Genomic DNA, 26,301 nt, shown 5'->3' with positions numbered 1-26,301 from the left:
TTATTAATAATCAAAAATAAAAGAGCATGAGATTACTATTATCTAACCTAATTCTTTTGTTGTTTTCTATATCTGTATTTGCACAAAGCAGTACTAATATTACAGGTATAGTTACAGACCAATCTGAAATGCCATTAATTGGTGTTACCGTATTTGTTAAAGGAACCACTTCTGGAACCGTAACAGATATTGATGGGAGCTACAGCATTGAAGCTTTAAGCAATGCTACACTCGTTTACAGTTTTATAGGTATGAAAACTCAGGAAATTCCTGTAAATAATCAAACCTTGATTAATGTGTCTTTACTTGAATCTACCACAGGTCTGGATGAAGTTGTTGTTATTGGATACGGAAAGATGAGCGTAAAAGATCTAACGTCATCAATAACCACTGTAAAATCTGAAGACTTGGTTAAAACTCCTTCTGGTAACGTTATGCAATCGTTACAGGGGAAAGTTGCCGGACTTCAGGTTATTAGTTCCGGGGCTCCGGGTGAATCACCAACCATACGCCTTCGTGGTATTGGTTCTTATCCCGGACATGGCAACGAAGGACCTTTGTATGTTGTTGATGGAGTATTTTACGACAACATCGATTTTTTAAATACGGCTGATATTGAATCAACCTCAGTACTTAAAGATGCGTCAGCGGCAGCTATTTATGGAGTGCGGGCTGCAAATGGAGTTGTATTAATTGAAACCAAATCCGGTAAACGAAATCAAAAAGCCCAAATTAATTACAATGGCTATTACGGATATCAAGTGGCTCAGAATGTATTGAAAATGGCTAATGCTGAACAATACACAAATATGGCCTTAGAATCAGGATCGGCGGCAGATGAACAATTCATATTAAATGCGATGCAGCGATACGGCAGAAGTCGTATAAATCCAAATGTACCAAACGTAAATACAGATTGGTATGACGAAATTATGCGCACTGCAGCTATTCAAAACCATAGTTTAAGTGTATCCGGAGGTAACGAGAATACGACTTACTCAATTGGAACAAGTTTCTTTACCCAGGAAGGTGTTTTGAATATGAAGAATGAGTATGAACGTTTTAACCTTCGTTCAAAAATTGACTTCCAGGCAAATGAATGGTTCACAATTGGTGGCAATATTATATTGAGTAATTCGACCAAATATGAACCCGAATCGGCAGCTTGGAATGTGGCTTATTTTGCGGTACCAATTATGCCTGCTTACGATGAACTAAATACTGCTGCAAGCCCAACAAGATATGCGAGTGCTGAAGACTTAGGGTATCGGGGAGGTAAAAACCCATTTCCAACGATGGATTTAAGTGAAAATCGCATTAGAACAAAAAAAGTACTTGCAAATTTCTATGCTAAACTGGACCTTATACCAAAAAAATTAAATTTCAAAACAACTTACAGTCAGGATTTCACTTCACAGGAAGGACGATTTGTTGATCTTGCTTATTTTGTCAGCACTAATTTTAAGCGTACTGATGACTCAGTTCAAAAAAACTCTCAAACTACAACAAACCAAACCTGGGATAATATTTTAACATATACCGACAGCTTTGGAGGACACAACTTTACACTTATGGCTGGATCATCTTACAGAGATGAAACCTGGAATTATCTTAGTGCAACCGGTTTAAATTTCCCATCCGGACTTGAAGAAAACTGGTACATTAGTAAATCAAAGAGTAAACCATCTGATAGTGTTAATGATGACGGAAGAAAACAGTATGGTATGTCCTATTTTGGAAGAATGTCTTATAATTTCAACAACAAATATTTACTCTACGGAACCATGAGAGCGGATGGCAGCTCAAAGTATCAGGAAAAATGGGGTTATTTCCCAACTGTTGGTGCTGGTTGGGTTATTTCAGAAGAAAACTTCATGAAGGATGTAGAATTTATTGATTTTTTAAAATTTCGTGCAAGTTGGGGTAAACTGGGAAATAATAAAATCGCGGCCAGCGATGGTGCTAACTCAACCAATGTAGTAACGACTGCAATTGATGGTGTTTTAGTTTCCGGTACAACAACCTCGAGTACCTACTCTTCTCTTAAATGGGAGGTTACCGAAGAAACAAACTTTGGTGTTACGACAACTCTTCTTGCTAACAGACTATCTGTAGATGCTGATTATTATATCCGCGACACAAAAAATGCAGTTATAGATGTTACCAATCCTCTTATAGGAGGTACTGTAAGAAAAAATGTTGGTGAAATCAGAAACTCGGGATTCGAGCTGGCTTTGAATTGGAGTGATAATATTACGAAAGATTTAAAATACTCAATTGGAGCAAACGTTTCTACTCTTAAAAACGAAGTAAGGGATTTGTTTGGTCAGCCCTATATAGACGGAGGACAAGCAGAATTTCGTCAGCGTTCAATTGTTGGAGAACCATTATTGGCATTTTTCGGACGTGAGGTAGTTGGTGTTTATCAAAATGAGGCTGAAGTCGCCGCTGATCCTGTTGCCGTGGAAAATGGGTTGGCTCCCGGGGATTTAAAATACAAAGATCAAAACAAGGATGGAAAAATTGATGATGACGACAGAGTTGTTTTAGGCTCTTATTTTCCAAATTTCATGTACGGTGCAAATCTTGGTATAACTTACAAAAACTGGGAATTCACAATGAACATTTTAGGACAGACAGGAAACAAAATTCTCAATCGTAAACGCGGTGAGTTAATCTGGACAAATGATGGAAACCTGGATGCTGATCTTGCAAAAAATCGTTGGCATGGTGAGGGAACATCAAATAAATATCCTTCATCTGCAGGATTAAGAAAAGGCTGGAACCAAAAGATGAGTGATTATTTTGTCGAAGATGGATCCTACTTCAGAATCCAAAACATTCAAGTTGCTTACAATCTAAAACAAAAGGTAGTGTTTGGTGTAAAAGTTCCTGATGCTAGAATTTCATTCACTGCAGATCGTCCTTTAACCGTATTTAGCTACAATGGATTTAATCCTGAAGTAGAAAATGGAATTGATACACAAACCTATCCTATTCCTGCAGTATATACACTTGGCTTAAATGTTAATTTTTAATTCGAAAAAACATTTCATCATGAAACTATTTAAATATTCTATACAGATCACCCTTGCAGCAGCTGCAATTCTATTTGCGACGGCCTGCGATGACAAATTAGACGAACCAGCCGAGAATATTGCCATTACAGACAGCACTGACTATTCTATTGCTGAAAATATGATTTCACCCTTAATTGGTCTTTATGCTGAATTCAACAATAAAGGCTGGGAAGCAAATCCATTGATATCCGTTCGGGGAGATGATGTAAATGCAGGAGGTTTAGGTGATCAGCAAGATTTTGCCGAGACTGACCTATACAATTACAACAAAGATTTTTGGATGTACAATTCCGCCTGGGAAGGTGAATACCGCGATGTAATCACCTCTCACAGTACAATGGAGCAAATTCAATTGTATGCTGACAAAACAGGAAATCAAAGCTTAGGAGACCAGTATATTGCAGAAGCAAAAACAATTCGCAGCTGGATTCTCTTTAATATATCCCGAACATGGGGAAATATTCTTGTTCCTACGAGTTCAGATCCTACAGAATTATTGGCTGCAGATATCACATCAAAAAATGATGTGATGCAGCACATTTCTAATCAAATGGACGAGGCAATTCCTTTCTTACCGGATATGAATCCGAATCAAAGAACTGATATTCGTGGCGGCGTAACCAAATACACCGCGCTTGCGATAAAAGCTCTTGCAAATTTGGAATTGAAAAACTATCAGGCTGTTGCTGATGCTACTTCGCAAATTATCAGTTCAAATAAATTTAGCTTGGAAGCTGATTTTTACGAGCTGTTTAAAATTCCCGGGAAGCTAAACAATGAGAATTTACTGGAAATGCAATATTCTGACTTTGGACAAGCTTCAGGAGACAGCAAAAGTTACCTGTTCGAATTCTTTGGACCGCAAAGCTGGACTCCAAAAGTTGAAGGAGCCGGCAGTGGCTGGGGATTTTGGGAACCTAGCTTAAAATACATCAAATTCATGCTTGACAGAGGTGAAACTGTTCGTCTGGAAACCAGTGTATTATTTACAGACAGGGGTATTTCTGAAATTCAAAAAGATCCGAATTATGCAACACTTCCTGCATGGGTTTCAAACACAACCCGATCGGGAGATGTAATTAATGATTATGCCCGTGCACTTTTTGCCAGTGGCAAGCACTATTTACCATCAGACCAGCTTACACCTGGACGTACTACATACGGTACGAACAAAAACTTCACCTGTATTCGTTATGCTGAAATCCTGTTAATGCACGCCGAAGCCATAACGCAAGGCGCATCAAGCTCATCAATATCTGCAGATGCTGCGGTTAATTTAGTTCGGGAAAGAGCTGGCTTAACAGCAATTTCAGGAGTTACAAACGAACAGGTTATGGATGAAAAATTTGCTGAATTAGCCATGGAATGGGGAACACGCTTTTTTGATATGGTTCGTCTTGAAAAATACAACGAGCTAAGCTACGAAGGAAGAACCTTTAATGCTGATTTGATTTACTTACCCTATCCTCAAAATCAAGTTGATTTACTTCCAGTCTTAAAAGGCAGCAACTAATAATTTTGATCATTAAAATGAAACGCCCATGTAAAAAAACTACACACAAGAGAATGAGTGTAATTTGGGAGTTCCATATGGCAAACAGAAACAAATAATAATCATATGAAATTATTTAAAAATATACTAATTGTAATGATTGCTCTCGTATTTGCTACGGCATGCGACGAAGGAATTGATCCGATTACAGCAGTAAAACCAGGAGTGGATGAAACTGCCCCCGTAATCAAAATAAACTACCCTACTGAAGGAACAGTCATAAAAGTTCTTGATCTGGTAACATCAATTAACATTGATATTAAAGTAACCGATGATATTGAAATTGGAAGCATATCAGTTCTAATGGATGGAAATGAGATAGCCGGTTTTACTACATTTACGGATTATCGAATTGCTCTTGAAGAATTTACCTATGACAACGTAAATACAGGAAATCACATTATGACTGTGATCGCAACTGACCTGGAAGGAAAAAGTACCACATCGTCGGTAAATTTCTCAAAAGAACCTCCTTACACACCATTATTCGATGGAGAATTGTTCTACATGCCATTTGATGGAGATTATTATGAATTGGTTAACATTGTACAGGCAACTAAGGTTGGATCTCCTGGTTTTGCCGGGGAAAGTATAATCGGAACTGATTCTTATTCGGGAACTACCGATTCTTATCTAACCTACCCAATTGCTTCAATGCATACACCTGAATTTACTGCTGCATTCTGGTACAAGGTGAATCCATCACCGGATCGGGCAGGTATTTTGGTTATTGGAAATGATACCCCTGAAAATCGTAATCAGGGATTCAGATTATTCCGGGAAGGAAATGGTACCGAGCAAAGAATTAAGCTTAATGTAGGTATTGGTACTGCAGAAGTTTGGAATGATGGCGATGTTATTGACGTTGCCGCCGGAGAATGGGTACACATTGCTATGACTATTTCACAAACTCAATGTACAATATTCTTTAACGGTGTTGAAATGCGATCTTCCCCTTTAGCTACTGCTGTTGATTGGACTGGCTGTGAAACATTGACAATTGGTGCCGGAGGCGAAACATTTAGCTATTGGAATCATCTTTCGGACAACAGCGCAATGGATGAGTTACGTTTATTCAATAAAGCGTTAACTGCAGGCGAAATTCAAGATATGATTAATGTTACCAATCCGTACCAGCCAAAATATGGTGAAACATTCTATATGCCTTTCGATGGAAACAATACCGATTTAGTCAGCTACAATGAAGCCACAGTAGTAGGTACAACAGGCTTTGCAGGCGAAAGTGCACTTGGAAGTGATGCTTTTGCAGGAGCCACTGATTCTTACCTTACTTTTCCTATCGAAGGGCTGTTTGGAGAAGAGTTTAGTACTGTATTTTGGTATAAAGTAAACCCTGGTCCGGACCGCGCTGGAATTCTTGTAGTTGGAAACAACATTCCCGAAAATCGCAACCAGGGCTTTAGATTGTTTCGGGAAGGAAGTGCAACCGAACAAAGAATAAAATTAAATGTTGGTACCGAAACAGCAGAAGTTTGGAATGATGGCGGTGGTATTGATGCAACTGCCGGCGAATGGATTCAAATTGCGGTTACTGTTTCTCTAACTAAAAGCACAATTTATTTCAATGGTGTGGAAATGTTATCCTCAGATCTTTCTAAAGGTATTGATTGGACCGGATGTACCACGATGACGATTGGTGCCGGAGGTGAAACTTTCAGTTACTGGAATCACTTATCCGATTCAAGTTTCCTTGATGAATTACGTTTTTTTAATACAGCTCTTTCTCAGGAAGAAATTCAAACAATATATGATGCAGAGAAGTAATCTCTCTGTATAGAATTCTTAATTCCAGAGGTTTCTCACAACCAGAAGCCTCTGGAATTCAATATTACTCAACCAGAATTAAAACCAATGCTCAGACTATTAACCATCCTTTTAACTTTTGTAAGTGTTTCAGCTTTTGCTCAGCGTACAGCAGAAACCTATTGCAATCCGCTGAATATTGACTACACCTACATGATTTACAATTCCCAAAACGACCTTTCCTATCGCTCTGGAGCAGATCCTGCAGTAGTGGAATTTCGTGGCGAATACTACATGTTCGTAACACGGTCATTGGGTTACTGGCATTCTACAGATTTGCTGAACTGGGATTTTATTCAACCCGAAAAGTGGTATTTTCAAGGATGCAATGCTCCTGCCGCACACAACTACAAAGACTCGGTTCTATACGTAACCGGAGATCCTTCCGGTTCTATGAGTGTTTTATATACCGATAATCCTAAAAAAGGAGATTGGAAAATTGTCCCTGCCATTCTCAATAATCTTCAAGATCCCGATCTGTTTATTGATGATGATGATCAGGCTTATATCTTTTGGGGATCTTCCAATCAATTTCCAATCAGAGGCAAGAAGTTAGATAAAAACAAAAGATTCATTGCAGAAAAAAACACCACTGAATTATTCAGCCTTAACCAGGAAATTCACGGATGGGAACGATTTGGGGAAAACCATTCCGATACCATTCTTAAAGGATATATGGAAGGTGCCTGGCTGACAAAGCACAAAGAAACTTATTACATGATGTATGCCGCACCGGGAACAGAGTTTAATGTTTATGCTGATGGCGTTTACACCTCTAAAAATCCACTGGGACCTTATACTTACCAAGCTCACAATCCGGTTGTATACAAGCCCGGAGGATTTATGAACGGAGCCGGACATGGAAGCATCGTAAAAACAACTTCCGGTGCTTACTGGCATTTCGGATCGATGGCTCTTTCTGTCAACGAAATCTGGGAGCGCAGACTTTGCATGCATCCTGTTTTCTTTGATGAAGACGGACTCATGCACAGCAATACCCGATTTGGAGATTATCCACATTATGCGCCAAATTCAAAAGAAAAAACCGGCAAATTTCGTGGATGGATGCTTTTATCATACAATAAACCCGTTAAAAGTTCATCTCCCAAAGGAATTGAAAACCTAACAGATGAAAATGTAAAAACATTCTGGTTGTCAGAAACAAACACTGGCGGAGAATGGTTTACAATCGATCTCGAAAAGCCAATGGATGTAAAAGCGGTTCAAATCAATTTTCACGATCACAAATCGAATATGTACGGCAGATATAAAAATTTAAAACATCGGTATCTGATTGAATACTCTGTTGACGGATCAAATTGGAAATCACTGATTGACAAATCCAATAGTTTTAAAGATACTCCCAACGATTACGTTGAACTGGATCATGCTTATAAGGCCAGATTTATAAAATATACCAATATTGAGGTTCCTACTCCATCGCTTGCAATTTCGGATATTAGAATATTTGGAAATGCTTCAGGCAAAGCACCATCAACAGTAAAGAACTTTAGCGTTGAACGCTTAAAAGACCGACGCGATGCAAAGATCAGCTGGAAACAAATGGAAGACTGCCAGGGATATAATATCATTTGGGGAATCGCTCCGGACAAGCTATATAATTCATGGATGATTTATGGTAAAAATGAACATTTGCTTAAATCACTTGACTCTGACAAAACCTACTACATCACAATTGAAGCGTTTAACGAAAACGGCATTTCGAAAACCTCTCAGGTTATTGAAGTAAAATAAGACAACAAGTTATGAACTATACAATTTTACTATCTCTTTTCATGCTTCTTTCATCATGTGGTAAAGATAAAGAGGTTAACATTCCCGAAGAGGAAACCGGCAATAATGGCCCAAAAATTTATCAGGGATTATCCGATGAGATGTTATTGGATACCATTCAATATTATACTTTTCAGTATTTCTGGGATGGTGCAGAACCCAATTCGGGTTTGGCTCCTGAGCGAATCAATTTATCAGGAATTTATCCGCAAAACGATCAACATGTTGTAACAACCGGAGGTTCGGGTTTCGGGCTTATGGCTGTACTTGTTGGAATCGACAGAGGATTTATTTCCCGTGAAGAAGGCGTGCAGCGCTTTGAAAAGATTGCCGGTTTTTTGGAAGAAGCAGATCGTTTTCACGGAGCCTGGCCACATTGGATGGATGGAAAAACAGGAAAAGTTGTACCCTTTGGTCAGAAAGACGACGGCGGCGATTTGGTTGAAACATCCTTTCTTGCGCAAGGCTTAATATGTGTTCAGGAATACTTTAAAACCGGATCGGAAAGAGAAAAACAATTGAGCGAAAGAATTAAAAATCTTTGGCATGGTATTGAATTTAATTGGTATGAGAAAGACGGCAGCAATGTGCTTTACTGGCATTGGTCACCAAATTATGCATGGGAAATGAATTTTCCTCTGGAAGGTTACAACGAGTGCTTAATTACTTACATCACAGGAGCCTCATCGCCAAACTATTCCATCAAAGCCGATTCATATCACAAAGGCTGGGCCCGAAATGGAAACATTGTTCAGCCAAGTTCAAAATACGGATATACTTTAGATCTAAAACACAATGGCAATCCATCTGCTGGCGGCCCTTTGTTTTGGGCACACTATTCCTACTTAGGTTTTAATCCAAGTATCAGTTCTGATAAATATGCCAACTATTGGGATATTAATGTTGCACACACCCTAATGAACCGAGCCTATTGCATTCAAAACCCTAAAAAGTTTGATGGATACGGCGAAAATCTGTGGGGATTAACAGCCAGCTATTCCATAAAAGGGTACAGCGAATGGGAAGATGGTGGAGGAAGAGAACGAAATGATTTGATTGCAAGTGATCTCTATTTGGGGTATGCAGCTCATAATCCCGATAAAGACTATGGAGTCATCGCTCCCACCGCAGCTCTTTCCTCTTTTCCTTATGCACCAGACGAATGTATGAAGGTTGCAAAGAATATATACTTCAATTTGGGAGACAAAACCTTTGGTAAATATGGTCCATACGATGCTTTTAGCGTGGAATACAATTGGTATCCGAGAAGTTATCTAGCCATCGATCAGGGGCCAATTGTATGCATGATTGAGAACTACAGAACTGGTTTACTCTGGGATTTGTTCATGAACTGTCCGGAAGTGAAAGAAGGATTGAACAAACTGGAATTTACTATTCAACAGTAAGTTATAAATCGTGATCAAACATTATCTAAGAAACATTCAAAATGAGAGATTTTAAAACTATATGTCTCGGACTGATCCTTTTTTTGAGTTTAGGGCATACTTATGCTCAAGACTTAAACCTGTATCAGAAGGCCAATTTTATTCTTGAACAGGACACCTTAAAATATCGAATCCTTTATCCGGAAAACATGGAAAAAGGCAAGAAATATCCATTGGTATTATTTCTTCATGGTTCCGGCGAAAGAGGAACTGACAACCAAAAGCAGCTGACTCACGGAGCAAAGCTTTTTCTGGATCAGACAAACAGAAAAGAGTATCCTGCTATTGTTGTTTTTCCCCAGTGTCCCCCTGATATTAAGTGGACACATCGATTAAAGGAAAAATCAGCAGCAGGAGACTGGATTTTTAAATTCCCTGCGGAATCAGGGCCAACAAAACCAGCCTATATGGCCGATCAGTTAGTAAATAAAATAGTAGAGGAAGAAAATATCGACCCGAAGAGAATTTACATCATGGGCTTATCAATGGGAGGAATAGGAACGCTGGAATTTTTATACCGTTGGCCGGATAAGTATACGGCGGCTGCTGTAATTTGCGGTGGACACAACCCGAAATTGGTCACAAAATACTCTCACGTTCCAATTTGGTTTTTTCATGGGGGCAAAGATGATGTTGTACCCGGAAAGTATTCTAAACTAGTCTACGATGAGCAAAAAAAATACAATGCTGAATCAAAATACACGCTTTATCCGGAAGCCAATCACAATAGCTGGGATCAGGCATTTGCAGAACCTGATTTAATAAAGTGGCTCTTTAGCAAGAGCAAATAATTAATTACAAATAAACAATAAAGCGATTACAGATTACTATGAAAATGATTAGAAAAATGAAAACAAAGCTTACACTATTCAGCATATTGGTATGCATTGCAATGTTTTCATGCAATACATCCAAATCGAAATACAAAAGTTATAGCGGCGATGCCGAAATTGAACGAAAAGTGGATTCTGTTCTCTCTTTAATGACATTAGAAGAGAAAATTGGACAAATGACTCAGTTCTCTGGAAGAGGTGATATTACAGGACCCGAAATGCAAAATGAGGTAATGCCTTATCTTAAAAAAGGTTTGGTAGGAAGTATGTTTAACGAAGCAACTGTTGAAAAAGTCAGGCCACTTCAGGAGGCTGCTCTGGCAGAATCAAGACTAAAAATTCCTGTACTTTTCGGATACGACGTCATTCACGGCTTTAGAACTATATTCCCAATGTCGCTTGCAGAATCGTGCTCCTGGGATCTTGATTTAATGAAAGAAAGTGCCCGGATAGCTGCAACAGAAGCTGCCGCCGAGGGCATTTCATGGACTTTTGCTCCAATGGTTGATATAGCCAGAGATGCACGCTGGGGACGCGTAATGGAAGGTGCCGGAGAAGACGTTTATCTTGGAAAACTGGTTGCCACAGCAAGAGTTAAAGGTTTTCAGGGTGAAGGCTGGAAAGATTTAAAATCGACCAATACGGTGCTGGCCTGTGCCAAGCATTTTGCTGCATACGGAGCGGCAGAAGCTGGTCGCGACTACAATACAGCTGAAGTTTCGGAACGTACTTTAAATGAAATCTATCTTCCTCCTTTCAAGGCAGCCAAAGATGCTGGTGTAGCAACCTTCATGACTGCTTTTAACGAAATTGGCGGCGTACCATGTACTGCGAGCAAATATTTATACAAAGATGTTCTTAGAGACCGATGGGACTTTAGAGGCTTCGTAGTTACCGACTATACCGCAATTAACGAATTGGTTGAACACGGCATTGCAAAAGACGAAGCTCAGGCTGCAGAATTGGCAGCAAATGCCGGAATCGATATGGACATGACAGGTGGTGTTTACCTGGAGAACCTAAAAGCTCAGGTTGAAGCCGGAAAAGTAAGCATGGAAAGCATAGATATCGCTGTAAGTCGAATTCTGGAAATGAAGTTTTTACTTGGCCTTTTCGACGATCCTTATCGATATATGGATGAAGCCAGACAAGAATCAACACGAATGAAACCAGCATTTCTGGCATCAGCAAGAAATATTGCGAAACGTTCTGTTGTTTTATTGAAAAACGAAAACATATTCCCAATTGATAAATCTTCACGAAAAACCGTTGCTTTAATTGGCCCGATGATTAAAAACCAGACCAGCTTAAATGGTGAATGGGCTGGCCGTGGAGATAGAAATCAAAGTGTTTCTTTGTTCGATGGTTTACAAGAAAAATACAAAGGTTCAAATATTCAATTTACCTATGCTTCGGCCTGCGGTTTAAAAGGAAACGATAAATCAGGATTTAAATCAGCATTTAATATTGCGCGTAAAGCTGATCTTGTTCTTGTTGCCATGGGAGAAGATTTCAATTGGTCAGGCGAAGCTGCCTGCAGAACAAATATTCAGTTGCCAGGCGTTCAGCAGGATTTTCTAAAAGAGCTTAAAAAACTAAATAAACCAACAGGTTTAGTCCTTATGAACGGACGTCCGTTGGATTTATCGTGGGAAAATGAGAATATGGATGCGATAATGGAAGCCTGGTATTTGGGAACAACAGCAGGAGATGCTCTTGCCGATGTTATTTCAGGAGATTACAATCCATCTGGAAAGCTAACCTTATCTTTCCCCCGCAATGTAGGGCAGGTTCCAATTTATTACAATGAGAAAAACACAGGCCGCCCAATTCCCAAAGATGATCCTGATGCAGATTATAAATCCACTTATATCGATGTTGAAAACTCCCCTCTTTATCCTTTTGGATATGGTTTAAGTTATACCACATTTTCGATAAAAGATGTGAAATTAAATACCAATACTCTTAAATCAGGAGAGCAATTAACGGTAAATGCCACGTTAAGCAATACCGGCGGCCTTTACGGAGAAGAAGTGGTGCAATTGTATGTTCAGGATTTATACGGAAGCGTAACCCGTCCTGTGAAAGAATTAAAAGGATTTGAAAAAGTAGGATTAGAGCCGGGAGAAAGTAAAGAAATACAATTTACAATTTCGGAAGATGATTTGAAATTCTTCGATATTAACATGAATTTCGTTGCAGAGGATGGTGATTTTAAACTTTGGGTAAGTACCAGCTCATCCGACGAATCGAACGAACGTTCATTTAACTTTAAGCATTAGTTTATCAATAGTTGGTTTTATTAGTTACAGCGGTACAATTTCTAAATTGTACCGCTGTTTTTTTTTGCTTTACAGCCAACAAAAAATAAAATTCCCACAAGTTAAAACTCATCTAAAATACTTTTAGATTCAGAATTAAATTATACCCTGACATCACAGACTTGGTTATAGCAAAAGCATAACAAGCCGCTGTTTTAAGCCGTCCTGATCTTTAATCGTATTATTTGTTGCCGCCCAAAAGGCGAATTACCTCTTTCAGGATTTCATTTTCAGTAGTAAGCTTCTCTATTTGCGGATTAATTGGGTTTTCAATATTGAGTTCTCCGGCGAGTATCTTAAAAAAATTAACCTGAAGTATTTCACTAATCTTAGCCAGACGATCGGTTTGAATGTCTGGCTTTTTTAGGGTGTTGTAGGTGGCATTTAAACTTAAGCCAAGCTTTTTAGCCATATCAGATATGCTCACTTCCTGCTTTTTCATTTCTGATAAGATCAGCTCGTTAATGGGGATTGTTTTATTCGAAGTCATGCTTAAAAATAGTGATAATAATTTACATTCTGGAATAACAAACAAATTTAAATGGAAACTTATTCCTATATTTCAGTAATTAATTACAATAAAGAAGTATAAAAACACAATCACACAATGATAAAATACCAATACTTAATTATAATATATAGTCCTATGGTAACATATTACATTCCTACAGTAGCAGGTTACAATCCTAAGGTAGCAGTTTCCATTCCTATGGTAGCAGATTACACTCCTACAGTAGCAGGTTACAATCCTACGGTAGCAACTTCCATTCCTACAGTAGTAGATTACATTCCTATGGTGGAAACATACAGATCTGCAGCAACAATGGTAAATCACCAACAAAACTATGTCAAAATGTTTCTTTTAGATTCAAGTCATACCCTGGAATAGACGGCTTGATTGTAGTAAGAATATTAGCTGACAAATCAATTAATACCTCATAATCACTTTGGTGAGATTTTCATCGGGTTCCAACTCCATTTTTTTTCGTAGTCTGTATCTGCTCACCTCCACACTTCGAACTGTAATTCCCAGAAGTATCGAAATTTCTTTCGAATTCATATTCATTTTCAAAAGAGAACACAATCGTAAATCCGCAGGAGTTAAATTTGGATAATTCTGCCTCAACCCATCGTAAAACCCACTTTGAGATGCAGCAAAATGCCGCTCAAAATCGAGCATGTCCTTTTTCTGAGTCAGCTGTCCGTTTATTACTTTCAAAATCTTATCGTAATCGCGGTGAGGAAAACGTCCTTCCAATTTCTGGAACATAACTTCCAATTCGCGTTTTATTGTATTTATCGATCTGTCCTTCTCAACCAGAGCGTTGGCTGAAACCGTTAATTTCCCCTGCAGATTCTCCAGTTCTTTTTGTAAAACATCATTCTGAAGCTGCTCTATTGTCGATTCGTTTTTCTTGTGTTGATCGGTATGTTTTTTCTCAATGATATAGGTCTGTTTCTCCAAAATGCGTTTATTAAAAATAATCAGTAAACCAACACAAACCACCAGCGATAAAATGATAACAACAACGCCTGTTTTTGAAGCAAACCAAGGAGGCAAAATTACGAATGGGTATTCTACCACATTCGATCTGCTGCCGTCGGAAAATACAGCTCTGGCCTGATATACATATTCTCCGTGCGGTATATCATTTATTGTATTTACATTTTCAGTTTCACCTTCAATCCAATCGTCATAAAGATTCACAATACGGTATTGATAGGTCACATCATTAGGGCCATAGTTGACCGAATTAATAGTAAATTCCAGAGAATTATCTCTGTTCTTAAGTTCCAAAACCTTGTTGTTATGCAAAGGCAGTAAAATTCCCTTATTATCGACACCCTTTTTCCCCTTTACAACTTGAGTGATGACCAATGGCTGATGCTTGTAAACATCATTCGATTCATTGGGAAGGATAGCAAAGCCATTCTCCAAACATAAAACACTGGCATCTTTGTTAATTGAAATATTCTGATACTTATCGGGAAATGAAAATTGTTTATCCAGCGTGAAAGCACTTACAAAACTCATCGAATCTGCTGTGTTTTTCATATAAACAGCCTCATTATCGGCGATAGCCCAAAAATGGTTTTGATCGGCATTTACAATATTTACAGCCTTTTTAAAACGGCCAAGAGTATTATTCAACTTGTTAAAAGGCAACATTCTATCAGTAAGATCATCATAAGTGTAAATCTCCTCTCCTGTTGTTACAACCACCCGGTTATTAACGGTAAAAACATTCAGCTGATATTCTGTAGGCAAGCCTGATTCCAAACCAAAATACTTGTTGGATACTACCTTTCTAAAATCATCAGACAGCTTCAAACGATTCAAGCCTTTTATTTCGTGACTGATCCAGACATAACCAGCATGATCAACCTCAATAAACCGACATGCACCTTCAAATCCATCAACAAAATGAGAAAAAACCCATTGGTTATTTTCTCTTTTAAACATCCTTATTTTGAAGTAAGTAGATTCAATTAACCATTCCTGCCCGTTTTTTTCAATAATTTCAAAATCAGTACCTCCGATTGCTGTTGACAATGGATAAGCGTTTCCCTGATCCAATTTGAAGATACCATTATTGCTGCCACACAAGAGTTCGCCCCTCAAAATTTCCAATTTCCAGATGTGCCCGGTAATCCCCTCTAAAAGGGATAATTCTCTAAAATCCAGATCTGCATAATCCTTATCAAATTTTGAGCAAAGAACCCCGTTGTTTGTTCCAATATAAATGTATCCATTGTGTTTTATGACAGAATAAATTGCCGACGGAGCATTATCCATATCTATTTTATACTCAATGGTCGAATTTAAGTCGACATAAGACAATCCATTATCCATTCCCAGCCATAAATCTCCCGAATGATCGAGAGCCATTCCCAAAACAGTATTGTTTTCCAGTTTAGACTGCCGGTCGATGTGACTAAGGATTTTACCATCATGATTAATAATGTATAAACCACCCAATAAGGTTCCTACTGCATATGCAGTATCACCAATGGAAACGGCAGAATTTACATCTTTTGAAGACAATACCTCATTGGCTTCACAATTCCATTTCTTAGTTTTTCCATCCTTTAAAATGTGAAGTCCTGATTTTCCATCGCCAACAATAATACCACGCTCGTTGGGTAAATAAAAACGGATGGTCGCATTTTTTGCAAAATCGGAATCAGCAATAACTTTAATCTCCCCGGCTTCGATTTTACAAATTCCCCGACCGCTGACTCTTGAATAGACTGTGTCATTTATCTTTCCTAAAAACATCAGTTCACCTCCCGGCACTACAGATTTTACCTCTTCGGTTTCCGTATTGTATATAAAAAGTGTTGGGAATGACTGAAAAAGAATTTCTTTTCCGCTCTTAACAATGGACCATATTCTCTCACTGGAGAACTTGTAATCGTTTAATTTTTCGGCTAATGAATAATAATTTAATACGCCTAAGCTGTCCCTCTTCCAATATCCAAAATCTTCGTAGCAACCGGAATACAATCTCTGGCTATGCTCATCAAACAACAGAGATCGAATTGCCGATTTAGATCTGTGCTGATGTAAAACCCAATCTTTCCCGTTGTATTCAAGTACACCGCCGCTGTTCCCAAAATAAGCCCTTCCAAGCTCATCAAATGCTACTGCCCAGTTCTGGCTCATTGCCTGATACTCACTCCGATCGTGATTAATAACAAAAATCCCAAACGGCTTTTCTATTGCGGAAATAAAAGTCGTCTGAAAGAGTAAAAATAAAAGAAGAATTAAATTGGCAGGTTTCATAGTTGCAATTCGATCTGGTTTCCTACAAATATAAAAAAATCAGGCACGATATTACCTGATTTAGTTGATCTTGCAATAAATAGCAAAGAAAAAAGGAATTAAAAATTTAAGAATATTACTATTTTAAATCTCATCGAAGGTTTTAGCGGAATCCTCGCACAAATTGAGCAAGGTTTGCAATTCTGTTTTAGTAAACGAGCGGTACTTTCCAACTTTTAAGCTGCCTAAGGAGATGTTCATAATCCGAAGCCTTTGCAGGGTTTTCACATTATAATCCAGATATTCGCACATTCTGCGAATTTGTCTGTTTAAGCCCTGAGTCAGAATTATTTTAAATGTAAAATCATCAACTCTCCAAACTTTACATTTCTTAGTTACGGTATCTAATATAGGAACACCATTTCCCATTTTTTTAATAAAATCGGATGTTATTCTTTTATTTACCCGAACAATATATTCTTTTTCGTGGTTGTTACGTGAACGAAGTATTTTGTTCACGATATCGCCGTCATTGGTCAGAAAAATAAGCCCTTCACTCGGTTTATCCAATCGTCCAATTGGGAAAATCCGCTCCGGATAATTAAGGTAAGTTATGATATTTCCCTTTATATGAGTATCTGTAGTGCAGGTGATGCCAACTGGTTTGTTAAATGCCAAATAAATATTTCCAACTTTCTTACTTATGATTTGTCCTTTAACCTTGATCGTATCCTCGCCGGTAACCTTAACGCCTAAATCTGCAGTTGTCCCGTTCACCTTCACTCTCCCACTCTCAATCAGCTTATCAGCCTCTCTTCGTGAACAATATCCTGTTTCGGCAATTGCCTTGTTTAGTCGTTTTAATTCCATTTTTTCTCTGCTTCCATCCAATTGAAATGCAAAACTACAGTAATTAATTAATTATCTGAAAAGAAGAAGCTTTTCTTTAAAAAAAACCAATTTAAAATTGCCTGCAGCCACTCCTAAAAACAACACCCCCAACCCGAAAGATGGAGGTGTATTTTATGATTGTGAGGCAAAAAATATTACTGATTATTTTTATAATGACGATCCAAAAATAAGTAGCGATTATCATTCTTTGCGTGAACCACTTTTGATTCTACATCAATAAGCATGACAGGCGGAGCAGGATCCATTGCCTCAGCTGCCGGCCATTTCTCAAGACCAACTCCACTAGGGTTGCCTGTTCGTATAAAGTTGGCAAAATAAGTCAGCATGCTTTCCGATACAGTATAATCATCATCTGTCCATGCATAATCGTTAACCAAATACAGGTTGCCCATGCAGTATTCAATTTCACTGGCATGAGCAGCGCCAATCGGCTCAGGCATCTTAAATGAATCATCCTCTTTCTTTTTCGTACCTCCGGCAAGTCCTGACACGGATTCCTGATCAACCAGGGCCGGACGAATTCTACTGAAAAGATATCTGTACACAGGCTGAGAACTATTTTTCCGGTGCAAATCGAACCATTTCCACGTACTGTAGGATATAAACCTGTCGGACGCAAGATCCGTTGCCGACTGTTCTATTTCTTTTTCAGTATCATGTGCATAAAGTTTTAGCACCTCATCGTAAGAATCAGGATAAGTAATTTTCACCTTTTTAATAAAATTCTCCTTAGTATACGGCAGTCCCTGCATAAATGCCATTCCGGGAATTTCAGCCGAATTCCATCCCACCAATAAAGGCACCTGTGCCTGTTCCTTCGCATTAAAAACAGCAGGGAGTGATTTGGAGTAAAAATATCCGTCAAGCACCGTTGGAAAGCTATAAATTTTCGATTGTTTGCAAATTTCAAAAAGTTCATCCGTAGTTAGTTTTCTTAATTCGGCCAATGAAGTTAAACCAGCCTTTTTAGTAAACTCTACGCCTTTTTGCTCTGCCTCTGCCAAAGGTATTGGAAATAAAGTTGGATTTATTGCGGCCCCACTTTCGCCGATTGCACCTGCAATTAATTTATTTGATAAAGGAGAAGCCATCTGAGCACTTACTGAAATAGACCCTGCTGATTCTCCTGCTATGGTCACCTTTTTCGGATTCCCTCCAAATGCTGAAATATTTCTTTGCACCCATTTCAGGGCTGCACTCTGATCAAGCAATCCATAATTACCAGATCCCTTATAATCCGTTTCGTCACTAAGTTCCGGATGGGCAAAAAAACCAAAGATATTCAAACGATAATTTACGGTAACTACAACAATTCCTTTTTGCGCCATACTTGCCCCATCATATCTTGGTTCAGAGCCATCTCCAGCCATAAAACCACCACCATAAAAATAGACCAGAACAGGTAATTCTTTCTTATCTCCTTTTTTAGCCGGAGTCCAAACATTAAGATAAAGACAATCCTCACTCATACCCTCCGATCGGGATTTCATATCACCGTAAACATTCGTTTGAACGGGCTTTGCTCCAAATTTTTTAGTCTCTAAAATTCCGTCCCAATTGTCCAATGGCTGAGGAGCTTTCCATCGCAATTCACCAACGGGTGGCTTTGCAAATGGAATTCCAAAATACAGACTAAGACCTTTGTGCGGATCTTTAATTCCTTCGATTATTCCATTCTCAATTTTTACTTGTTTGGAACTGTTTGTATTCTGAGCCATTATGGATATACTCAGCGAACAGAAACAAACTACCAGATACATTTTTCCCATTTTGTTTTGTTTATTATATGATTGTAACAACCAGTCACATTGAAATTAGTGATGAGCAAAATTTTCCTTTGGCAGACTGTACCTGCATTCTTGTATACCATCAAACTGTTAATTGTATGTTTTTAGAACCAAAAAACCAAATAAAAACCAATGGGAATAAAAACACCCCGGACACTCATCCATCCAGCATCATCAATTTTACAAAAAAATCAGCAAATAAAGGAAAAAACCGAAGCTGTATTTTACAGATACAAGGAAATTAATATAAATCTTCAAGGAGTCAGATGAAGTTCTGCAGGATTGCATTTCTGACTCGATGCAATTGAATAATTGAAAACGAAACTGTAAAGCAAGCTTTAAAAGCGTTATTTTACACACATTAATCTTTTGCGTGGCATTGCAATGAGTCGACAGTATTGTTACCCGTTCACCAATTGTCTAAATTTTTATTCTTCTACAATCGACAAGCGGTTGGTTTCCACATGATAGAACAAAGGAGCAACTGTAATTTTCGGATATTTCACACGCAATCGCTTGGCTTCAGTCACTACAAATTCTATTTCATTTCCTATTTCGAACATGGGAGCGAAATTGGTAAAATGTTCTTCCGCTCTTTCTGCTGTCCAACCTGCAGTACCAACCAAACCACGTATAAATTCATCTTTTCGGGAATGCAGATTAACCATGCCGCAGTTATCATGGCCAATGAGTGCTATGTGCTTAATTTTACCAACAGAAATAGCATATGAAACTTTAAACTCACTATATCTTAAATTGGCTCCTCCTGATCGGATAATATAAGAGAAATTTTCAGGGATATGCAGATGTTTGCGATTATCCATACACATACCAACCAAAAGCTGGGCTTCGGTATAAGTGGCAAAAGGCCGTTTTAAGTTATGGAACTCCAGCAGCAATCCAATGGGTGTTTGTCGATATTCCGGCAAAATATCCTCAATACAATTAACAGGCAACAGTCGATTCATGATTACAATAGCTATTTCTTTTCCACTAAAAAATCATCATTTTAGAGTGGTATGGTTTAGAATGATTCTAAAGATAGCCAAATGATTCTTCTGTGCAAATCAGAAATACAAAGAAGAATTATTCGACCGGATAATTTTCCAACTGTCCCCATTCCGCCCACGAACCATCGTAAAGATATTTGCTGTTTGTTCGCACCAGCTCGCAGGCCAGTAAAACAATACAAGCACTTACTCCCGATCCGCAGCAAAAAACCAAGGGTTTATTCTTTACAGATAAGCGTTCAAAAATCTCATTTAATTCATTTTTCGGCAGAAACATTCCATTAGCCAAAACGCTGCTAAAAGGAATATTAATGGATTTTGGAATGTGACCACTTTTCACATTTTCCCTGGGTTCGGGAACTCTGCCCAAAAACCGATCTTCTGAACGAACATCAATTACAAGGCTCTGCTCACTATTGATATTTTCGAGAATTTGTTCAGAATTCAAGACTGATTCCAGATTAAAATCAGCTTGGAAATCGCCCGGTTCCAATTCGATGGATTTCTTTGTCTCAACGGCAAAATTTTCTTTGCTCCAACACGGCAAACCACCATTCAAAACAGCGACATCATCATGCCCCATTGCTTTAAACAACCACCAAACTCTTGGGCTCGAATAGGTACCTAAATTATCGTAAACAACTATTTTACTATTCTTATTAATTCCCAATTTACGGCACTCTGCGGTAAAACGATCCGGACTTGGAATCATATTTGAAATTGGATTGTCAGGATCACAAAATGTATTTTTCAAATCGAAAAAACGCGCATTTTCAATTTGAATACCTTCGTATTCTGATTTTAACCCGGCCTTATTATCCTTTAGACTAGCATCAAGAATAAGCAGATTAGGATCATCCAAATGCTGAGAAAGCCATTTGGCTGATACTACCGGTTTCAATTTGATTTGTGTTTTTAACATGAATTAAAAAATTGAAGATTCAGTTTCGCTGGTAAACAGTTCCAAAAATTTCATTCCCTTACTCGAATTTCCCTTTTTATTCAACCTTGGACTCCATACTGCAATGCTGTATTGATTAGGAAGAATGGCAACAATACCACCACCAACACCACTTTTCCCCGGCAAACCAACTTTAAACGAGAATTCACCAGCTTCATCGTAAAAACCACACAATTGCATTACAGCATTAATTCTTTTCGATTTACTGGAACTTAAAAACTTCTCATTAGTTATAGGATTTTTCCCATACGAAGCCAGAAAAAGGAATGTTCTTGCCAGCTCACTACAAGTCATTTCGATGGAGCACAAATTAAAATAAAAGTCCAAAACTGTATCAATGTCATTACTGATATTCCCTAAATCCTTCATTAAATTGATTAGAGCAGCATTTCGATAACTTGTTAATTTTTCAGATTCGGCAATACGGGAACAATACTCAAGAGATGAATTACCTGATAGAGTTCTCACAAAATGAAGAAACTCTTCCTTAGGATTTTCAAGATGTTCCACTAAAACATCGCAAATTACCAACGCTCCTGCATTTATGAATGGATTACGCGGAATTCCCTGATCGTATTCTAACTGAACCAAGGAATTGAAAGGAGTACCCGATGGCTCAACCCCCACTCTCTTCCATAAATCCTCATCTTCCAACTTGTATGCCATTACCAAGGACAAAACTTTTGAAATACTTTGTATGGAGAACTTTTCTTCTGAATCTCCCAAACTATAATTTTGGTTCGTATTTGTAATTAAATGAACTCCAAATTTATCCGGATCAACATCACGAAGTTCCGGAATATAAGACGCAGGACTCCCGGAATCCTTATAATCGTCCATCTTTTTTAAAATCTCAGTAAATATCTTTTGGTATTCCATAAACCAGCTTATTAAGTTGGCTTAAAGTTACATTTTGAACGGTAAAAACCTAATAGATTAAAATGAGTTTACAGTACTCTATTTTCCATATGCAATACAAAGACAATAAGGATTTTGATCTGATTCCCTTCCAATTTATATTTTGTGGTGATTGAGAGCCATAATGCAATTCCCGGCTTTCTTAAATTGATTATTATTGGAAACAATGCTGAAAAGCTATCAATCAACCGAAAATTATGTCCTCTTTTTAGTCAAAGGTCAGTAATCGCCTTTGTATTTTCCCTAATCTTATTCAACAGTTCTTCTCTCTTAAAAGGCTTTGCGATGTAATCATTGCACCCAACATCCAAAGCCTTCTTTTTTTCATTTCCAATGGCAAAAGCAGTTTGAGCAATAATAGGGATTTTATTACGAAACTCCCTAATTATCTTAACTGCTTCGTAACCGTTTAAAACCGGCATTTTAATATCCATCAAAATCAATCCTAAATTTGCGTTCTTCCGACAAATGTCCACTGCCTCCTGTCCATTTTTCGCTCTTAAAAAATCGATTCCCGCATCGTTTAATATTTTTGATATATAAAGAAAATTATATTCTTCATCTTCTGCAACAAGGACACAACCCGGCCTTAAAACACTCTTCGAATCTGCTTTTTCCTCTACTGTAGGTTTCTGAACAACGAAATCACCAGGAATTGTAAAATAGAATTTGGAACCAATTCCAAGATTGGATTCTACCCAAATATCACCACCTAATAAATTCACATTCCCTCTGCAAATGGCTAAGCCTAAACCCGCTCCACCAATCGTTTTTGTTGTTTCAATCTCTGCCCTGTGAAAACGATCAAAAATTTTCTCATGATATTCCGGAGCAATCCCAATTCCTGAATCCTTTACAGAAAACAGCAGTTTATTTTCCTTCGTCTCACACCCCAATTCAACCTCTCCTTTTGGAGTATACTTTATTGCATTACTAATCAGATTATCCAGGATTTGTCCCAACTTTACCCTATCGGAAAAAACAATGTAATCTGAGCTGAAAAGCGTATTATTTAACTGAAGAGAAATATCCTTCGTTAGAATTGTGCCATGAACTGAATGAATCTGTTCCAGAAATTCATTAAGATTAAATTGAGTTTTATTAATGATCACATTTCCCGAATCTATTAATGAAACATCCAATACATCATTAACTACATTAAGCAATTGATCCGAACTTTTAGTAATAATATCAAGGTACATTTCCTTTTTATCTTTGGTCAGATCGTTTTCTTTTAGAAGGCCTGCAAAACCTACAATCCCATTCATAGGTGTTCTTATTTCATGCGATATGTTCTGCAAAAAAGCAGTTTTCAACTGATCGCTCTCTCTGGCTTTCTTTTCTGCATTTCGAATTTTAATCAAATGCTTCTTTAGTAAGAAGTAAAACAAAATACCAGTCACCAAAACATAAAACCAACCTTTATAAGTTTGTATTTCTGTCAGATAATTGGGATCAGAGATTATCTTTTTCGCCAATTGATCAGAGAATGAGATCCATAATCCTCCTATCAATAAATATGAAATAAGAATTTTATATTCAAATTTTACTTTTACCATATCTAGTCTTCCTAATATCTGAAATGCCAACAATAGTACGCAGGCAAAACATTAAAGTTGAACTTTTTGCAAAAAAAAGCAACAAGATCAATTGCATTTTTTTTTTAGCTTATCAGTTCATTTCGTTATCATTTTTTCCCACTACGGTAAATTTCTTGTACAAAGTATTGCCATGATTGTCAACCAAACTAAGTAGATGCTCTCCTTCATCCGGACTTAATTCCATCTGATGCAGATGAACCGTTGTCCCAATAAATTCACCATCCAAATGCCAAAAAACTTCAGCTTCCGGATCGTGATGAGCCATCTCAAAAACAACTTTCCCACGAATTCCATCCAAACCGATGGGAACAAAAATCTGATCGTTTCCCTTCGGATAAATCAGCTCCATCACTTCATGATTCTGAGTCCCGGAACAATCATCCCGAAAGGGAGGCAAAGGTCGGTACAACGCATTTCTTTTTTTATAATACCATTCCATTGCCGGGGGCAAAACAAACCAGTTTACATGTTGCATATTAGTCACTTTCTCGCATTCAGAATTCACCTGATATCTCTTGCTTGCATCCAAATGTACAAGCCTGTGATAAGGACAGGAATTGGTCTTCAAACCTGTCTCACAAACCAACATCGTATCAACAGTCTCGCACCACCTTCCTGCTCTGTATCCACTTTGCCTGCATACAGGAATCTCTTCCATCTCCTCAAACGGGATATCAAACCAAGAACCTGAAGGAAGTAAATTAAATACATCGAACATGACAGGAGCTGCTGAACTTACACCTGTTAAGCCCGGCCGGCCTTCTCCATCAGCGTTGCCAACCCAAACCCCAACTACAAAATCAGGTGTAGTTCCAATGGCCCAGGCATCGCGAAAGCCAAAACTGGTTCCGGTTTTCCAGGCCACTTTACGTGATGAAGAAAAAGATTTCCACCCATTTTCACCATCCGGTCTGTTGACTTCCAGCAAGGCTTCAAATGTTTGATAAACGGAAGCAGCACTTAGTCTTGATTGGATTTCAGGATTCCCTTTCTTCACAGAATCCTGAAGTCGGTAAACCGGTTCGCGAATATCATTCGTATAATAAGTTTTATTGTATTGATTGTAATGAGTTAAACTTCTTGCCAGTCCGGAATACATCCCGCATAAATCCCACAATGTACCTTCTGCCCCTCCCAAAATTAAAGACAATCCATAATGTCCGGCCGGACGATTAAGTGTACTCATTCCCAATATCTTCAATAGGTGGTGAAACCGCTCTACACCGAAATCGCGAAGCATACGAACTGCAGGCACATTTAAAGACCGGGACAGCGCCTTTTGAGCTGGAACGGCACCATCGTAGCGAAGATTAAAATTCTTAGGCGAGTAGCCTGCTATCTGAGTTGGAATATCGGGAATGAGGGTATTGGGAAGAATTTCTCCGCTATTCAACATGCCGGCAAATAAAAATGGCTTTAAAACACTACCTGTACTTCGGGCAGCACGAATAACATCTACCTGATTTCCATGATTTTCCTCATCCAATTTAGCGGTATTTCCAACATAAGCTATGCTTTGACCGGTTTCTACATCTAAAACCAAAACAGCCATATTGTGAATTTGATTGGCCTCTAAATTCTGCTGATATTTTCGGACCAACGCATTTACCTGCAATTGAAGCCGATAGTTTATTGAGCTTGTAATTCGTTCGCCTGTATGTTCAACATTTGCCTGATCCAATAAATGGGGAGCCAACATTGGCAATGAATGAATTTTAGAAGGTATTTCTTCTAATTTTGCCAATTTACAAGTCATGGAATCAATAATTCCTCTTTCCACCAACCGATCCAAAAGGCGATTTCGTTTATCACGAAGTTTCCTGCTGTTTCTTCCCGGATAAATTAATGAGGGAGCATTTGGCAATACTGCTAAAGTGGCAGCTTCTGCCCATGATAAATCTTTGGCATTTCGTGCAAAAAAACGCCACGAAGCAGCTTCCAATCCAACCACATTTCCTCCAAAAGGAGCATGAGAAGCGTACAAGGCAAGAATCTCCTTTTTAGAATATCCCAACTCTAAGCGAATCGATTTTATCATCTCAACCAGTTTCTGATAGAGGTTTCTGCTCTTGCCTTTGCGGGAAATACGAACCAACTGCATGCTTAACGTACTTCCGCCGCTCACTACATGACCAGCCTTTATATTTTGAATTAAAGCTCGTCCTAACGAAACCGGATTCACTCCCGGATGGTAATAAAAATACTGATCCTCGAATGCCAAAAGTGATTGCTCAAACTTTTCCGGTATTTGTTCCGATTCGGGAAACCGCCATTGTCCATCAGCAGCAATTCTAGCTCCAAGTAACTTTCCTTCTCTGCTATAAAGAATAGTTGATGTGGGATCGTGAAATAATTTTGATGGCAGAGAAAACCAAAATCCGAGCCCCAACAACAAAAATGCCAACATGAAAATGCGGCATTTTTTAGATTGGCAATATTTTATTTTTGGTATTTTCATTTAACAAAGAAAATATCCTTTCGGATTTACTATATTTCA

17 protein-coding genes are annotated in these 26,301 nt (G+C 38.2%); 8 read left to right on the top strand and 9 right to left on the bottom strand.

Annotated elements, in window-relative coordinates:
* The first annotated feature begins 26 nt into the window (after positions 1-26).
* The 7 genes from GQR60_RS04615 (at position 27) to bglX (ending at position 12,810) form a co-directional block, all read left to right on the top strand.
* Positions 27-3,038 carry a SusC/RagA family TonB-linked outer membrane protein gene (locus tag GQR60_RS04615; RefSeq protein WP_124991804.1) on the top strand — a complete coding sequence of 1,004 codons (3,012 nt, stop codon included), beginning with the start codon at positions 27-29 and terminating at the stop codon, positions 3,036-3,038.
* 19 nt (positions 3,039-3,057) lie between these two features.
* The gene (locus GQR60_RS04610) at positions 3,058-4,593 is read left to right on the top strand and encodes a RagB/SusD family nutrient uptake outer membrane protein (RefSeq protein ID WP_124991803.1); all 1,536 of its coding nucleotides are present in this window, start codon (positions 3,058-3,060) and stop codon (positions 4,591-4,593) included.
* A 105-nt stretch (positions 4,594-4,698) separates the two neighbouring features.
* A complete protein-coding gene (locus GQR60_RS04605) occupies positions 4,699-6,417 on the top strand; it encodes a LamG domain-containing protein (protein ID WP_124991802.1) in 1,719 nt (572 codons plus the stop codon).
* An 87-nt stretch (positions 6,418-6,504) separates the two neighbouring features.
* The gene (locus tag GQR60_RS04600; protein ID WP_124991801.1) at positions 6,505-8,211 is read left to right on the top strand and encodes a family 43 glycosylhydrolase; all 1,707 of its coding nucleotides are present in this window, start codon (positions 6,505-6,507) and stop codon (positions 8,209-8,211) included.
* An 11-nt stretch (positions 8,212-8,222) separates the two neighbouring features.
* Complete coding sequence (locus GQR60_RS04595; protein ID WP_124991800.1) at positions 8,223-9,656, top strand: glucoamylase family protein; 1,434 nt, start codon at positions 8,223-8,225, stop codon at positions 9,654-9,656.
* 41 nt (positions 9,657-9,697) lie between these two features.
* Positions 9,698-10,486, top strand: a complete 789-nt coding sequence (locus GQR60_RS04590; protein WP_124991799.1) for a carboxylesterase family protein — start codon at positions 9,698-9,700, stop codon at positions 10,484-10,486.
* Positions 10,487-10,542: 56 nt separating this feature from the next.
* Complete coding sequence (gene bglX / locus GQR60_RS04585; RefSeq protein WP_124991798.1) at positions 10,543-12,810, top strand: beta-glucosidase BglX; 2,268 nt, start codon at positions 10,543-10,545, stop codon at positions 12,808-12,810.
* Positions 12,811-13,030: 220 nt separating this feature from the next.
* Here the strand turns inward: bglX and GQR60_RS04580 are convergent, their stop codons facing one another.
* Positions 13,031-13,339, bottom strand: a complete 309-nt coding sequence (locus GQR60_RS04580) for a helix-turn-helix domain-containing protein (protein WP_124991797.1) — start codon at positions 13,337-13,339, stop codon at positions 13,031-13,033.
* Between the two features lie 156 nt (positions 13,340-13,495).
* Here GQR60_RS04580 and GQR60_RS04575 point away from each other — a divergent pair, with 156 nt between their 5' ends.
* Positions 13,496-13,738 carry a hypothetical protein gene (locus tag GQR60_RS04575; RefSeq protein ID WP_124991796.1) on the top strand — a complete coding sequence of 81 codons (243 nt, stop codon included), beginning with the start codon at positions 13,496-13,498 and terminating at the stop codon, positions 13,736-13,738.
* 39 nt (positions 13,739-13,777) lie between these two features.
* Here the strand turns inward: GQR60_RS04575 and GQR60_RS04570 are convergent, their stop codons facing one another.
* The 8 genes from GQR60_RS04570 to pbpC form a co-directional block, all read right to left on the bottom strand.
* Positions 13,778-16,636 carry a helix-turn-helix and ligand-binding sensor domain-containing protein gene (locus tag GQR60_RS04570; RefSeq protein WP_124991795.1) on the bottom strand — a complete coding sequence of 953 codons (2,859 nt, stop codon included), beginning with the start codon at positions 16,634-16,636 and terminating at the stop codon, positions 13,778-13,780.
* Between the two features lie 123 nt (positions 16,637-16,759).
* Complete coding sequence (gene rluF, locus GQR60_RS04565) at positions 16,760-17,485, bottom strand: 23S rRNA pseudouridine(2604) synthase RluF (protein ID WP_124991794.1); 726 nt, start codon at positions 17,483-17,485, stop codon at positions 16,760-16,762.
* Between the two features lie 176 nt (positions 17,486-17,661).
* Positions 17,662-19,296 (bottom strand): carboxylesterase/lipase family protein, encoded by a 1,635-nt coding sequence (locus GQR60_RS04560; RefSeq protein ID WP_124991793.1) that lies wholly within the window; start codon positions 19,294-19,296, stop codon positions 17,662-17,664.
* A gap of 446 nt (positions 19,297-19,742) precedes the next feature.
* Positions 19,743-20,282, bottom strand: coding sequence for a carbonic anhydrase (locus tag GQR60_RS04555; RefSeq protein ID WP_124991792.1), 540 nt, complete (start codon positions 20,280-20,282; stop codon positions 19,743-19,745).
* A 118-nt stretch (positions 20,283-20,400) separates the two neighbouring features.
* Positions 20,401-21,246 (bottom strand): sulfurtransferase, encoded by an 846-nt coding sequence (locus tag GQR60_RS04550; RefSeq protein ID WP_124991791.1) that lies wholly within the window; start codon positions 21,244-21,246, stop codon positions 20,401-20,403.
* 3 nt (positions 21,247-21,249) lie between these two features.
* Entirely contained in the window at positions 21,250-22,164 is a 915-nt protein-coding gene (locus tag GQR60_RS04545; RefSeq protein WP_124991790.1) for a glutaminase, read from the bottom strand.
* A 251-nt stretch (positions 22,165-22,415) separates the two neighbouring features.
* Positions 22,416-23,762 (bottom strand): hybrid sensor histidine kinase/response regulator, encoded by a 1,347-nt coding sequence (locus tag GQR60_RS04540; RefSeq protein ID WP_124991789.1) that lies wholly within the window; start codon positions 23,760-23,762, stop codon positions 22,416-22,418.
* Positions 23,763-23,874: 112 nt separating this feature from the next.
* Positions 23,875-26,211 (bottom strand): penicillin-binding protein 1C, encoded by a 2,337-nt coding sequence (gene pbpC, locus GQR60_RS04535; RefSeq protein ID WP_225441341.1) that lies wholly within the window; start codon positions 26,209-26,211, stop codon positions 23,875-23,877.
* Positions 26,212-26,301 lie beyond the last annotated feature (90 nt).

This window comes from Labilibaculum euxinicum, from assembly GCF_009795715.1.
GTDB lineage: Bacteria > Bacteroidota > Bacteroidia > Bacteroidales > Marinifilaceae > Labilibaculum > Labilibaculum euxinus.
This window is presented reverse-complemented; position numbering and strand designations above follow the sequence as displayed.